This window comes from Streptomyces sp. NPDC033131 (genome assembly GCF_055578365.1).
Genome location: NZ_JBVIPA010000007.1, coordinates 147805 through 161321, shown reverse-complemented (window position 1 = coordinate 161321; position 13517 = coordinate 147805). Strand labels below are relative to the sequence as shown.

Below are 13517 nucleotides of genomic sequence, written 5' to 3'. Positions count from 1 at the left end.
GGGGCTGGGCGGTGGGGTTGTGTCCGAGTCTGGGCCGGCTGGTGGGGCTGTGTCCGCGCGGTGGGTGTCTGGTGGGGATGCGTTCGGGAGGGTGTCGGGCGGTGGCGTTGCGTCCGAGTCGGGGCCGACTGGCGGGGTTGCTTCCGCGCGGTGGGTGTCTGGTGGGGATGTGCACGAGCCGGGGCTGGGTGGTGGGGCTGCCTCCGGGCGGTGGCCGGCCGGCGGCATGGCTTCCGCAGGGGCGAGCAGTGCGGATCTTTCGCGGGGGCTGCTCGACGGGGTGCGGCAGTGGCTGGTCGAGAGCGGGGCCGAACCGACACCCGCGCGCGTGGCACAGGCGTTGCGGGAACAGGGCCGGGTGCTCGGAGACGCGGAAGTCCTCGGCGCTGCCGAACAGTTGCGGTCCGAGCTGGTCGGAAGCGGCCCCCTGGAACCGCTGCTCGCCGACCCGTCGGTGACCGACGTACTGGTGTCGGCCCCCGACCGGGTCTGGGTGGACCGTGGCGGTGGCCTTGAGCTGACCACCGTCTCCTTCCCGGACGCGGCTGCCGTACGACGGCTCGCGCAGCGCCTGGCCTCGGTGGCCGGACGCCGGCTCGACGACGCGCGGCCCTGGGCCGACGCCCGGCTGCCCGACGGGACCCGGCTGCACGCGGTGCTGCCCCCGGTCGCCGTCGGCTGCACCTGCCTGTCCCTGCGGGTCGTACGGCCGCGGGCGTTCACACTCGACGAGCTCATGGCGGCGGGCACCGTGCCGCCGGGCGGGGACCGGTTGCTGCGGGCGCTGCTCAGGGCACGGCTGTCCTTCCTCATCAGCGGCGGCACGGGCAGTGGCAAGACGACGTTGCTGAGCGCCCTGTTGGGGCTCGTCGGGCCGGACGAGCGGATCGTGCTCGCCGAGGACTCGGCGGAACTCAGGCCGGACCATCCGCACGTCGTACGGCTGGAGAGCAGACCCGCCAACCAGGAGGGCGCGGGCCTCGTCACGCTCGAGGACCTGGTCCGGCAGGCGCTGCGGATGCGGCCGGACCGGCTGGTCGTGGGGGAGGTGCGCGGGCCCGAAGTGGTGCATCTGCTGGCCGCGTTGAACACCGGCCACGAGGGCGGCTGCGGGACCGTGCACGCGAACGCGGCAGCCGATGTGCCGGCCCGTCTGGAGGCGCTGGGTACGGCCGCCGGGCTCGACCGGGCCGCCCTGCACAGCCAGTTGGCGGCCGCGCTGTCGGTCGTACTGCACCTCGTGCGCGACCGGACAGGACGGCGCCGGATCGCCGAGGTGCACGTGCTGGAGCGGGATCCGACGGGGTTGGTGCGGACGGTGCCGGCGCTGCGATGGAGCGCGGAGGGGTTCGCCTACGAGCGGGGGTGGGAGCGGTTGCGGGGATTGATTCGGGATGACTGCGGCTGGCGCGATGCGGGAGAGGGGTGTGGTTCGTCCGGGGCAGGCGAGTTGACGGGCTTGCCGACGCGGGTGAACGGACTGGCTGTGGAGGGGGCGGGGTGGTGAGCGGAATGAGCGGAATCAGTGGAATGAGCGAGATGGACGGGATGTCGATGGGGGCGGCTGTGGTGTGTGCCGGGGCTGCTGTCTGGCTGTTCGGTGGGCGGCATTCGGGTGCGCGGCGGGCGCAGTTGCTGCTCGCGGGTGGTGGGGTGGTGGGGGCCGGGCCGCCCGCGTGGGGGCAAATGGCTCGAGGGCTGCGGCGGATTCGGAGGCGGCTGCGCGCCGAGTGGTGGGCGCTGGCCGTAGGGCTGGCGCTGGCGGTGTGGGGCTCCTCTGTGCTGCCGGTCGTCGCGGGGGCGGCCGGGGTGCCGTTGCTGCGGCGGGTTCGGCTGGCGAGTGAGACACGGCGCGCCCGTGAGCGACGAGGTGACGCGGTGATCGCGTTGTGCGGGGCGCTCGCGGGGGAGGTGCGGGCCGGGCGGCAGCCCGGGGAGGCGTTGCTGCGGGCGGTTCGGGAGGCCGGTGGGCTCGGTGACGTGCGGGCGGGGGAGGTGCGGGATTACGGCGCGCTGGATCGCGTGCCGACAGGGGCGCGAGGCGTCGGCGGGCCTGGTGACGTGAGGTCGGGGGTGCGGGAACCGAAGGGGTTCGGTCGTGTGCGGGCAGGAGTGCCGGACGTCGGTGGGCTCGCAGGTCTCGGTGGGCTCGGTGAGGCTGAGGCGGCGGTGTTGGCGGCGGCGCGGTTCGGCGGTGATGTCCCGGCCGCGCTCGCTGGTGCCGCGCGAGAGCCGGGTGCCGAGGGGTTGTTGGGGCTTGCGGCTTGCTGGCGGGTTGCGGTGGACCAGGGCGCGGGACTCGCGGCCGGGCTCGACCGACTCGAAGGGGCATTGCGCGCAGAGCGTGATCAACGGGCCGACCTGCGGGCGCAGCTGGCGGGCGCCCGCTCGACGGCGGTGATGCTTGCCGGCCTGCCGGTCCTCGGCCTCGCTCTCGGTACGGCCCTTGGTGCGGACCCGCTGCACGTACTGCTGCACACCGGGGCGGGACTGGGCTGCCTGTTGGCCGGTGGCCTGCTGGAAGGGCTGGGGATGTGGTGGGCGATGCGGATCGTGCGGGGAGCGGAGGCGGTGTGAGGGCTACGGCTGAGGAAGCGGACGGTCGGCCGCAAGGAAAGGGCGGCGCGGAAGCGGGCCGAGGCCGAGGGGCGGGGCGGCAGGGCGCCGGCTGGGCGGGCCGACGCGCCGGAGGTCGGCGGGGTGCCGCCATGCCCGGTGGGCGTCGGCCGAGGGCGGACGTCGTGGAAGAAGTGGGAGTCGGCAGAGGTCTCGGGAGGGAGACGGTGGCGTGAGTGCGGAAGTTGTCCACAGGCTGGGGGTGACCGTGGGGATGGTGCTCGTCCTCGGATGGCTGGTGCGGTGGCTGGAGTCGGTGCGGCGGGAGCGGAGGGTACGGCAGCGGTTGGCCGGGCTGTTGGCGACGGTCGGGGAGCCGTCCAAGGGGCCGCGCATCGACGCGCGGGACGTCGCTCGGCGATGGCTGCCGATGGTGGGGGTGGCGTGTGCCGGGTGGCTGCTGGTCGGTGGGGTTGCCGGTGCGGTGATGGGGTTGGCTGCCGCGGTCGGGCTGTGGCGTTGGCGGCTCCGGCAGGCGGCGGCCGGCACCGAGGCGGAGAGTGACGCCCGAGAGGCGGCTCGACAACTCCCCCTCGCCGCTGACCTCTTGGCGGCCTGCATCGCGGCGGGCGCCGGTCCCGTGGTCGCGGCGCAGGCCGTCGGTGAAGCCCTTGGCGGTCCTGTCGGAGAAGGGCTGGCGCGGGGCGCCGCGGAGGTGCGGCTCGGCGGCGAACCGCGCGAGGCCTGGCGAAGGCTCGCCTCGACCCCGGGCGCCGGAACCCTGGCGCGACTGCTGGAACGGGCCGGCGTCTCCGGGCTCCCCGCGGCCGGACCGGTGGCCAGGCTCGCCGCTGACGCCCGCGCCGACTGGACGCGTGAGGCGACGGCACGGGCGCGCAGGGCGGCCGTCATGGTCGCCGCGCCGGTCGGGCTGTGCTTCCTGCCCGCGTTCATCGCGGTGGGCGTGCTGCCCGTGGTCATCGGGCTGGCGGGCGGGGCGCTGGGAGGAGGTGGTGGATGAGGAGGGGCGAAAGCGACGGCAAGTAGGGGGCGTGGGCCGCGAGTGGTCGACGCACGGCAGGTAGTCAGCTGGTCAACGGAACGGAACCTCACGGGGGTCGAGATGTACAAGGCGGTACGGGCGCGGCTGCGTGCCCAGGTGTGCAGGGCACGGGCGGCGCGGAGGGACGCGGGGATGGTCACCTCCGAGTACGCGATGGGCATCGTCGCGGCGGTGGCGTTCGCGGTGGTGCTCTACAAGGTGGTGACGAGCGGCCAGGTCAGTGCGGAACTGCAGAGCATCGTGAAGCAGGCCCTCGATGCGCAGATGTGAGCGGGAGACGGACCGGGGGTTCGTCACGGCCGAGTCGGCCATGGTGTTGCCGGTGTTGGTGATCTTCGCAATGGCGCTGGTGTGGGGGCTGCTCGTGGTGGCCGCGCAGATCCAGTGCGTGGACGCGGCGCGGACCGGCGCCCGCGCGGCGGCCCGACAGGACCCGGCCGACGCGGTCGTCGAGATCACTCGGGAGACCGCGCCGCGCGGCGCGACGGTCACCGTCAGCCGGGAGGGGGACCAGGTGCGGGTCGCGGTCGTGGCGAAGCCGCCGGCGCTGCACGGACTGCCCTTCGAGGTGCGGGAGGAGGCCGTGGCGTTGGTGGAGGAGACGGTGGCGGAGGCGAGATGAGCGGCCGTTCCCAGGAGCAGAGGCAGAAGAGGCGGAAGCAGGGTCAGCAACGGAAGCAGGAGCAGAGGCAGGGCCAGAAGCCGAAGGAGGAGCGGAGGCAGGGCCAGAAACGGAAGCAGGAGCAGAGGCAGGGGCGGCAACAAGGGCCGGGTCCCGGGGCCTGGCGGGTCGATCGTGGTGCGTGGCGGTCTGATCGGGGATCCGCCACGGTGTGGAGCGTCGGGATGATCGCCGTGCTGTGCGTGGTGTTCGGGGTGGTCCTGGCCATGGGGCAGGTCGTCGTGATCCGGCATCGCGCGGCCGGCGGTGCGGATCTGGCGGCGCTCGCGGCGGCGGACCACTGGTGGGACGGCGGCACGGCGGCCTGCGCCCGGGCGGACCGGGTGGCGCGAGCCCAGGGCACGCGGCTGGTGCGCTGTGTTCTCGTGGGCGAGACCTCGGACGTGACGGCGGCGTCGGGACGAGGGCTGTTCTCGGCGGAGGTCAGAGCGCGGGCGGGACCTCCGGGGCCACCGGTTCCGCAGACGCCTCCGGCTCCCCAGTCGCCTCCGAAGCAGAACCGACCACAGCAGCCTCTCCAGTCGTCCCAGGTCCCTCCGGAGCAGCATCCGCGGCGGCAGCATCCTTCCCCGCTTCCCCAGGTGCCCCCCGCAACAGCACCGTGAGCAACCGCACAGCACCCCTCTTGTGCAGCGGGTCGTTGCCGTTGCCGCACTTGGGGGACTGGATGCAGGACGGGCAGCCGGAGTCGCACTCGCAGGAGGCGATGGCCTCGCGGGTGGCCGTCAGCCACTCGCGGGCGGTGTGGAAGGCGCGCTCAGCGAAGCCCGCGCCGCCGGGATGGCCGTCGTAGACGAACACGGTCGGGAGGAGCGTGTCGGGGTGCAGAGGGATGGACACGCCGCCGATGTCCCAGCGGTCGCAGGTGGCGAAGAGGGGCAGCATGCCGATCGACGCGTGCTCGGCGGCGTGCAGGGCGCCGCCGAGGATCTCCGGGTTGATGCGGGCGGCGTCCAGCTGGTCCTCGGTGACCGTCCACCACACGGCACGCGTGCGCAGCGTACGAGGAGGGAGGTCGAGTTTCGTCTCGCCCAGTACTTCCCCGGTGATGAGTCGTCGGCGCAGGAAGGAGACCACTTGGTTGGTGACCTCGACGGAGCCGTAGCACAGGCGGCCCTCGCCCCACGGGATCTCGACGTCCGTCTCCAGGACGGAGATGGAGGTGGTGTCGCGGGCGACCGTGGAATACGAAGGGCTCGCCTGCTCGACCAGGGCGACGGAGTCCTCCAGGTCGAGTGAGCGCACCAGGTACGTACGGCCCTGGTGCAGGTGGACCGCGCCCTCGTGCACGGTCGAGTGAGCGGCGCCTTCGTCGACCGTGCCCAGGAGGCGGCCGGTGCCGGCTTCGACGACCTGGATCGGTGGGCCGCCCTCCCCGCGGATGTCGGTCAGGTCGGCGGCCCGCTCCCGGCGCGTCCAGTGCCAGGCCTTCGTACGGCGGCGCAGCAGTTTCGCGGCCTCCAGCTGCGGGAGCAGTTCCTTGCACGCCGGACCGAACAGCTCCAGGTCGTCGTCCGTCAGCGGCAGTTCGGCGGCGGCCGCGCACAGGTGGGGGGCGAGCACGTACGGGTTGTCGGGGTCGAGGACGGTGGACTCGACGGGCTGGTCGAACAGAGCTTCGGGGTGGTGGACGAGGTAGGTGTCCAGCGGGTCGTCCCGGGCGACCAGCACGGCCAGCGCCCCCTGCCCGGCGCGTCCGGCGCGGCCCGCCTGCTGCCACAGGGAGGCGCGTGTGCCCGGGTAGCCGGAGATGAGGACGGCGTCGAGGCCGGAGACGTCGATGCCCAGTTCGAGAGCGGTCGTCGCGGCGAGGCCGAGGAGTTCGCCGGAGTGGAGGGCCTGTTCGAGGGCACGGCGTTCCTCGGGGAGGTAGCCGCCGCGGTACGCCGCGACACGCCGGGCCAGGGAGCGGTCGACCTCGGCGAGGCGTTCCTGGGCGATCACCGAGATGAGCTCGGCTCCGCGCCGGGAGCGGACGAAGGCGACCGTGCGCACACCCTGGACGGCGAGGTCGGTCAGCAACTCGGCGGTCTCGGCGGTGGCGGTACGGCGGACGGGCGCGCCCTTCTCGCCCTGCATCTCGGTGAGCGGGGGCTCCCAGAGGGCGAACACCAGTTCGCCGCGCGGGGAGGCGTCGTCGGCGACCTCGACCACCGGGAGGCCGGTGAGGCGGCCGGCGGCCACCGAGGGCTGGGCGGCGGTCGCGGAGGCCAGCAGGAACACGGGCGAGGCGCCGTAGCGGGCGCACAGGCGGCGCAGGCGGCGCAGCACCTGGGCGACGTGGGAGCCGAAGACGCCGCGGTAGGTGTGGCACTCGTCGACGACGACGTACTTCAGCGACTTCAGGAAGGAGGACCAGCGAGGGTGTGACGGAAGTATGCCCCGGTGGAGCATGTCGGGGTTGGTCAGCACGTAGTTGGCGTACTGGCGGACCCATTCGCGTTCTTCCACCGGCGTGTCGCCGTCGTAGACCGCGGGACGCACGGAATGGCCGAGCGGTTGTGAAAGTTCCTTCACGGAACGGCACTGATCCGCTGCAAGGGCCTTTGTGGGCGCCAGGTAGAGGGCGGTGGCCCCCCGGCCATTCGGGGCCTCGGAGCCTCCCAGAAGGGCCGACAGGACCGGGACGAGGTATGCCAGGGACTTCCCGGAGGCCGTGCCGGTGGCGACGACCACGGATTCGCCGTCCAGGGCGTACTCGGCGGCGCGAGCCTGGTGCGCCCAGGGGTGTTCGATGCCGCAGGCCTGCACCGCGGCGATGATCTCCGGACGGATCCGGTCCGGCCAGACGGCATGACGGCCCTCACGTGGGGGCAAGTGCTCCGTATGAGTGATGCGCGAAGCCCGGCTCGGCCCCGCGGCGAGCCGGTCCAGGACCGTGCTCGGCGAGAGCCGGGAGACGGGCTGTGCCGAGGGTCGATCGGATCGGTGATTCTTGGCCATCGGCACCGAGTGTGTCACTGGCGTGACGGACAATGGGACCAAGGCGTCGTGCACGCCTGCCGGTAAGTGATTGAATGCCATCGCGGCTGGCGAACCGTCCTGGGAGCTTCAAGCCGAGGTGTCCCAAGGGGCGACCGCTCGATAGCAAGGTGCTGGAGGATCCGTGGACCTGTCTCTGTCGACCGAGACCATCGGCGATCGCACGATCGTCAGGGTCGGTGGCGAAATCGACGTATATACCGCGCCCAAGCTGCGCGAGCAGCTGGTCGAGCTGGTGAATGACGGCAGTTTCCACCTTGTCGTCGACATGGAGGGCGTGGACTTCCTCGACTCCACCGGGCTCGGCGTACTGGTCGGCGGACTGAAGCGGGTGCGTGCCCATGAGGGCTCGCTGCGCCTGGTCTGCAACCAGGAGCGCATTTTGAAGATCTTCCGTATCACCGGCCTCACCAAGGTGTTCCCGATTCACACCTCGGTCGAGGAAGCGGTGGCGGCAACCGACTGACCACCGATCCGGGTGCGGGCCCAGGTCCGTACCCGGGACGGCAGAAGTTGACAAGGGGGTCCGGCCGCTCGGCAGTCCGGTCCCCCCACAGCACGCCCGTAGTTCCGAGGGGGATGCATGGCCACCGTTGAGCTCCGCTTCAGCGCGCTGCCCGAGCACGTCCGGACCGCCCGACTGGTGGCGGCAGCGGTGGCGCGCAGGGCCGGAGTGGACGAGGCCGTTCTCGACGAGGTCAGACTCGCTGTCGGCGAGGCCTGCACCCGTGCCGTCGGACTGCACCAGAACAGTGGCATCACGGCGCCCGTGATGGTGCTGCTGATCGAGGAGGAGAAACAGTTCTCCATCGAGGTCGGCGACGAGGCGCCACGCCACACTCCCGGCGACCGGCCACCCGGTGCCGCCGGCGAGGAGATGGACGCCGAGATCGAGGAGGACGAGATGGGCCTCGCGGTCATCAGCGGCCTCGTCGACGACGTGGAGGTCACCGCCGGGGAGCACGGCGGATCGATCCGTATGACCTGGCCGACCACACCGTCGGTCGTGGTGCTTCCCTGACGCCACAGGCGTCACTGACGCACCCGTAACGCTTTACTCCGAGGGCCCTGCCGAGCAGGGCCCTCGTTGTGTTTTCAAGAACATTCTGAATTCGTGAAGTAATTCACGATCAATTTCCGATCATTGGATCGGATGAAAATGCTTTCGGGCCGTTACCGGACTTTGGCAGATTCCGTTTCCCACGTACTGTTTTGATCAGGAACAGATCTCTAGAATCCGTCCACATCTTGAGCTCAGCCCAAGCGTCAAGGAGGACGAATGGCGGGGCTTTCTTCCCCAGACCAGATTGATCACTCCACAGCCCTCGCGGCAGCGGTACTGACCGACGGAAACCGAGTTCTGGTGTCGGTCATAGGCGTCGTGGCCCTGGCCGCCCTCGTGGTGGCAGGTGTCCTGGTGCGCCAGGTACTCGCGGCGGGCGAGGGCACCGACAGCATGAAGAAGATCGCGACAGCGATCCAGGAGGGCGCGAACGCCTATCTGGCCAGGCAGCTGCGCACGCTCGGCGTATTCGCCGTCGTCGTGTTCTTCCTGCTCATGCTGCTGCCCGCGGACGACTGGAATCAGCGCGCAGGCCGATCGGTGTTCTTCTTGATCGGCGCGGCGTTCTCGGCAGGCACCGGCTATATCGGCATGTGGCTCGCCGTACGGAGCAATGTGCGTGTCGCCGCCGCCGCGCGCGAGGCGACACCGGCGGAGGGTGAACCGGAAAAAGATCTCACCGCCGTATCGCACAAAGCCATGAAGATCGCTTTTCGTACGGGCGGCGTCGTCGGCATGTTCACAGTGGGGCTCGGTCTGCTGGGCGCCTCCTGCGTGGTGCTGGTGTACGCGGCCGACGCGCCGAAGGTTCTGGAGGGCTTCGGTCTCGGCGCGGCGCTCATCGCGATGTTCATGCGAGTCGGCGGCGGCATCTTCACCAAGGCCGCCGACGTCGGCGCCGACCTGGTCGGCAAGGTCGAGAAGGGCATTCCGGAGGACGATCCGCGTAATGCCGCGACGATCGCCGACAACGTGGGCGACAACGTCGGCGACTGCGCGGGCATGGCGGCCGACCTCTTCGAGTCGTACGCCGTGACCCTGGTGGCCGCGCTCATCCTCGGCAAGGCGGCCTTCGGCGACGCCGGACTCGCCTTCCCGCTGCTCGTCCCCGCGATCGGCGTGCTCACCGCGATGATCGGCATCTTCGCCGTGGCCCCGCGACGCTCCGACCGCAGCGGCATGTCCGCGATCAACCGTGGCTTCTTCATCTCCGCGGTGATCTCGCTCGTGCTGGTGGCGATCGCCGTCTTCGTCTATCTGCCGGGGAAGTACGCCGACCTCGACGGCGTCACCGACACGGCGATCCTGGGCAAGGGCGGCGACCCGCGGGTCCTCGCCCTTGCCGCGGTGGCGATCGGCATCCTGCTCGCCGCCGTCATCCAGCAGCTGACCGGCTACTTCACCGAGACCAACCGCCGGCCGGTCAGGGACATCGGCAAGAGCTCGCTGACCGGCCCGGCCACCGTCGTCCTCGCCGGAATCTCGATCGGGCTCGAATCGGCCGTGTACACCGCCCTGTTGATCGGCCTCGGTGTCTACGGGGCGTTCCTGCTGGGCGGTACGTCCATCATGCTGGCGCTGTTCGCGGTGGCGCTGGCCGGTACCGGCCTGCTCACCACGGTCGGTGTGATCGTCGCGATGGACACCTTCGGACCCGTCTCCGACAACGCGCAGGGCATCGCGGAGATGTCCGGCGACGTCGAGGGCGCGGGCGCGCAGGTGCTCACCAATCTGGACGCGGTCGGCAACACCACCAAGGCCATCACCAAGGGCATCGCCATCGCCACCGCGGTCCTGGCGGCGTCGGCGCTCTTCGGGTCGTACCGTGACGCGATCATCACGGGCGCGGAGGACGTCGGCGAGAAACTGTCCGGCGAGGGCGCGCCGATGACCCTGATGATGGACATCTCGCAGCCCAACAACCTCGTCGGTCTCATCGCGGGCGCGGCGGTCGTCTTCCTCTTCTCGGGGCTCGCGATCAACGCCGTGTCGCGATCGGCGGGTTCCGTGGTGTACGAGGTGCGGCGGCAGTTCCGCGAGCATCCCGGGATCATGGACTACAGCGAGAAACCGGAGTACGGCAAGGTCGTCGACATCTGCACCAGGGATGCCCTGCGCGAGCTCGCCACGCCCGGACTGCTCGCCGTGCTGGCGCCCATTTTCATCGGGTTCACGCTCGGTGTCGGCGCTCTCGGCTCGTTCCTGGCGGGCGCGATCGGGACGGGCACGCTGATGGCGGTGTTCCTCGCCAACTCCGGAGGCGCCTGGGACAACGCCAAGAAACTCGTCGAGGACGGTCACCACGGAGGCAAGGGCAGTGAGGCCCATGCCGCGACGGTGATCGGCGACACGGTCGGCGACCCCTTCAAGGACACCGCCGGTCCGGCGATCAACCCTCTGCTGAAGGTGATGAACCTGGTGGCGCTGCTCATCGCGCCCGCGGTCATCCAGTTCAGTTACGGCGACGACGAGAACCTGGGCGTGCGGATCGTGATCGCGGTCCTGGCGTTCCTCGTGATCGCGGGCGCGGTTTACGTCTCCAAACGGCGCGGGATCGCCGTGGGTGACGAAGACAACGCCGAAAAGAAGCCCAAGTCGGCTGATCCGGCGGTCGTTTCGTAGCCGGTTCCACCGGGGCCCAGCTCACAGGGGCGGGCGGGAGGCGCGCGAAGGCGTGCCGACCGCCCGCCCTGCTGCGTTCACGCCGTCATCGTGAGCCTTCTCTCGCATGGTGTATAAGTCAGCAAAACACTACAAAATGGTCACCTGTTATACATCTGGTTCCCTCATGGCGTGTAAGTTCCGGGGCCGAGAGCCATGGAAGGGACCAATCCGGTGAACAAGAAGCTCGCGGCCGCACTGTCCGGCGGTGCGGTACTGGTACTGGCGCTGTCGGGATGCAGCAGTGACGACAGCAGCGAAAAGCTGAACTCCTGGGCCAAGGAGGTCTGCGACGCCGTCAAGCCGCAGGCCAAGAAGATCGAGGCCGCCAATGCCGCGATCCAGAAGGAGACCTCGGACAACAGCACCCCGCAAGAGGTCCAGAAGACGGACGCGCAGGCCTTCCAGGACATGTCGGACGCCTACAAGGCGATCGGCGCCGCGGTGACCAAGGCCGGAGCGCCGGACGTGGACCAAGGCGAGAAGAAGCAGCAGGACGCCGTCAAGGAGCTCGACGGCATCTCCACGTCGTACGCCTCCCTGAAGAAGCAGGTCGACGAACTCGACACGAAGAACCAGGGGAAGTTCGCGGACGGCCTCAAGGACATCGCGACCGCCCTGGACAAGCTGAGCACCAGCGGGAACGACGCCCTGAAGACCCTCGAGGAGGGCGACGTCGGCAAGGCCATGGCCGAGCAGGAGAGCTGCAAGAGCGCGGCCGCCACCGCGCCGGCGGCGAAGAGCTGACGTTCGCGGCGGCCCACGGGGCGCGTCTCCGCGACGGTTCGCGGGTCACAATGGGGGCGTGAGTACCTCCAGCCTGCCCGCCCTGCCCGTTTCCGACCGCCCCGACGTCGCCGCCCGGCTCCGGGACGCCCTGCTCGCGGCCTCCTTCACGGCCGACGGGCTGCTCGAGCTGCTCAGTGCGCCCGCGTATGCGGCGCTCGCCCGGAGCGAGATCGTGCCCGCACTCCGGGCGACACGCGGAGACACGCCGCTGGAGACGCTCGTACGGCTGTTTCTGCTGCAGCAGCCCGTGCCGCACGCCCGCGTGGCGGGCGTTCTGCCTGTGGACGCCTGCCTGGACGGCGGGTGGCTGGTTCGCGCCGACGGGGACGAGGTGGCCGCGACCGTGGACGTACGGCCGTACGGCGGGCCCGGTGGCGAGGACTGGTTCATCGTGTCCGACCTGGGATGCGCGGTCGGCGGGGCGGGCGGCATCGGCAGCCGGGGCCGTGAGGCGGACGCCGCCGTCGTCCTGGGCGTCGGGGGTGCCTCCACGACCCTGGCCGGCATCACCGTCCGCAGGCCCGTCTCCGCCGCCCTCGACCTCGGCACCGGCTCCGGGATCCAGGCGCTGCACGCCACGCACCACGCCACGCGCGTGACGGCCACCGACCTGAACCCGCGCGCACTGCACATCACCGCGCTGACCCTGGCGCTGTCCGGAGCGCCCGCCGCCGACCTGCGCGAGGGCTCGCTGTTCGAGCCGGTCCGGGACGACGAGACGTACGACCTGATCGTGTCGAATCCGCCCTTCGTGATCTCGCCGGGTGCGCGGCTGACGTACCGCGACGGCGGGATGGGCGGGGACGATCTGTGCCGCACGCTCGTTCAGCAGGCGGGGGAGCGGCTGACCGAGGGCGGGTTCGCGCAGTTCCTCGCCAACTGGCAGCACGTGGAAGGGGAGGACTGGCAGGACAGGCTCAGGTCGTGGGTGCCGCGCGGGTGCGACGCGTGGATCGTGCAGCGTGAGGTGCAGGACGTCACGCAGTACGCCGAGCTGTGGCTCAGGGACGCCGGTGACCATCGCGATGACGTGGCCGAGTACCAGGCGCGGTACGACGCGTGGCTGGACGAGTTCGAGGCGCGCAAGGTCAGGGCCGTGGGCTTCGGCTGGATCACGCTGCGCAGGACGGACGCCGCGGAACCCTCGGTGACCGTGGAGGAGTGGCCGCACCCGGTCGAACAACCGCTCGGTGACACGATCCGGGCGCACTTCGACCGCGTCGACTACCTGCGGGCGTACGACGACGCGGCCCTGCTCGAACACCATTTCAAGCTCGCCGCCGAGATCGTGCAGGAGCAGGTCGGGCTGCCCGGCGCCGAGGATCCGGAGCATGTGGTGCTGCGTCAGCACCGCGGGATGCGCCGGGCGACCAAGGTGGACACGGTCGGCGCGGGTTTCGCGGGCGTGTGCGACGGCTCGCTGAGCGCGGGCCGCATCCTGGACGCGATCGCCCAACTGGTCGGTGAGGATCCGGTGTTGCTGCGGGACCGTACGCCCGCGCAGATCCGGCTGCTGGTGGAGCAGGGGTTCCTCGACCCGGCCGAGTGACGGCCCGGCGGCTTCCTTCGCGTCACGGGTGAGGCGTGCGCACGGCCGTGAGCCGCATGTGTCCGCTCTGGCGGGATTGCTCCGGAAAAGGGCTCCTGTCAGTGGTGCGTGCGAAGCTACCTTCTAGGGACGAACTTCGCGCGTTCTCGGGGGAGGCGCGCTGTCTCGGGGG

11 protein-coding genes and 1 pseudogene are annotated in these 13517 nt (G+C 70.9%); 11 read left to right on the top strand and 1 reads right to left on the bottom strand.

What is annotated here, in order from left to right; translation table 11 throughout:
* Nucleotides 1-226 precede the first annotated feature (226 nt).
* The 6 genes and pseudogenes from ACZ5XS_RS12545 to ACZ5XS_RS12520 form a co-directional block, all read left to right on the top strand.
* On the top strand, nt 227-1507 hold the full coding sequence (locus ACZ5XS_RS12545) for a TadA family conjugal transfer-associated ATPase (protein WP_468650442.1): 1281 nt from the start codon (nt 227-229) through the stop codon (nt 1505-1507).
* Between the two features lie 5 nt (nt 1508-1512).
* Entirely contained in the window at nt 1513-2577 is a 1065-nt protein-coding gene (locus tag ACZ5XS_RS12540) for a type II secretion system F family protein (RefSeq protein WP_468650440.1), read from the top strand.
* Nucleotides 2578-2788: 211 nt separating this feature from the next.
* Nucleotides 2789-3577: a type II secretion system F family protein gene (locus ACZ5XS_RS12535; RefSeq protein ID WP_468650438.1), complete on the top strand. Its 789-nt coding sequence runs from the start codon at nt 2789-2791 to the stop codon at nt 3575-3577.
* Nucleotides 3578-3679: 102 nt separating this feature from the next.
* The gene (locus ACZ5XS_RS12530; RefSeq protein ID WP_468650436.1) at nt 3680-3889 is read left to right on the top strand and encodes a DUF4244 domain-containing protein; all 210 of its coding nucleotides are present in this window, start codon (nt 3680-3682) and stop codon (nt 3887-3889) included.
* Nucleotides 3876-4241 (top strand): TadE family type IV pilus minor pilin, encoded by a 366-nt coding sequence (locus ACZ5XS_RS12525; RefSeq protein ID WP_468650434.1) that lies wholly within the window; start codon nt 3876-3878, stop codon nt 4239-4241. Before ACZ5XS_RS12530 ends, ACZ5XS_RS12525 begins: the two co-directional genes overlap by 14 nt.
* Before the next feature lie 209 nt (nt 4242-4450).
* Nucleotides 4451-4783 (top strand): annotated as a pseudogene (locus tag ACZ5XS_RS12520) (Rv3654c family TadE-like protein); the annotation flags it as partial.
* Here the strand turns inward: ACZ5XS_RS12520 and ACZ5XS_RS12515 are convergent.
* On the bottom strand, nt 4725-7325 hold the full coding sequence (locus tag ACZ5XS_RS12515) for a DEAD/DEAH box helicase (protein ID WP_468650432.1): 2601 nt from the start codon (nt 7323-7325) through the stop codon (nt 4725-4727). The pseudogene ACZ5XS_RS12520 and the gene ACZ5XS_RS12515 overlap by 59 nt on opposite strands.
* 82 nt (nt 7326-7407) lie before the next feature.
* On the opposite strand from ACZ5XS_RS12515, the gene bldG reads away from it, so the two are divergent.
* From bldG to ACZ5XS_RS12490, 5 genes are all read left to right on the top strand, one after another.
* Nucleotides 7408-7749, top strand: a complete 342-nt coding sequence (gene bldG / locus ACZ5XS_RS12510) for an anti-sigma factor antagonist BldG (protein ID WP_024885807.1) — start codon at nt 7408-7410, stop codon at nt 7747-7749.
* A 117-nt stretch (nt 7750-7866) separates the two neighbouring features.
* On the top strand, nt 7867-8304 hold the full coding sequence (locus ACZ5XS_RS12505) for an ATP-binding protein (RefSeq protein WP_468650430.1): 438 nt from the start codon (nt 7867-7869) through the stop codon (nt 8302-8304).
* Nucleotides 8305-8562: 258 nt separating this feature from the next.
* Entirely contained in the window at nt 8563-10968 is a 2406-nt protein-coding gene (locus tag ACZ5XS_RS12500; protein ID WP_468650428.1) for a sodium-translocating pyrophosphatase, read from the top strand.
* Between the two features lie 195 nt (nt 10969-11163).
* On the top strand, nt 11164-11754 hold the full coding sequence (locus ACZ5XS_RS12495) for a small secreted protein (protein WP_468650426.1): 591 nt from the start codon (nt 11164-11166) through the stop codon (nt 11752-11754).
* Nucleotides 11755-11812: 58 nt separating this feature from the next.
* The gene (locus ACZ5XS_RS12490; RefSeq protein ID WP_468650424.1) at nt 11813-13345 is read left to right on the top strand and encodes a DUF7059 domain-containing protein; all 1533 of its coding nucleotides are present in this window, start codon (nt 11813-11815) and stop codon (nt 13343-13345) included.
* The last annotated feature ends 172 nt before the right edge of the window (nt 13346-13517 follow it).

What these genes read in the sequence shown, in the direction of transcription:
- ACZ5XS_RS12525 (WP_468650434.1), top strand. Translation starts at nt 3,876, where the DNA reads ATGCGCAGATGTGAGCGGGAGACGGACCGGGGGTTCGTCACGGCCGAG.
- ACZ5XS_RS12530 (WP_468650436.1), top strand. Translation starts at nt 3,680, where the DNA reads ATGTACAAGGCGGTACGGGCGCGGCTGCGTGCCCAGGTGTGCAGGGCA.
- ACZ5XS_RS12540 (WP_468650440.1), top strand. Translation starts at nt 1,513, where the DNA reads ATGAGCGGAATCAGTGGAATGAGCGAGATGGACGGGATGTCGATGGGG.
- ACZ5XS_RS12495 (WP_468650426.1), top strand. Translation starts at nt 11,164, where the DNA reads ATGGAAGGGACCAATCCGGTGAACAAGAAGCTCGCGGCCGCACTGTCC.
- ACZ5XS_RS12500 (WP_468650428.1), top strand. Translation starts at nt 8,563, where the DNA reads ATGGCGGGGCTTTCTTCCCCAGACCAGATTGATCACTCCACAGCCCTC.
- ACZ5XS_RS12505 (WP_468650430.1), top strand. Translation starts at nt 7,867, where the DNA reads ATGGCCACCGTTGAGCTCCGCTTCAGCGCGCTGCCCGAGCACGTCCGG.
- ACZ5XS_RS12545 (WP_468650442.1), top strand. Translation starts at nt 227, where the DNA reads ATGGCTTCCGCAGGGGCGAGCAGTGCGGATCTTTCGCGGGGGCTGCTC.
- ACZ5XS_RS12515 (WP_468650432.1), bottom strand. Translation starts at nt 7,325, where the DNA reads ATGGCATTCAATCACTTACCGGCAGGCGTGCACGACGCCTTGGTCCCA.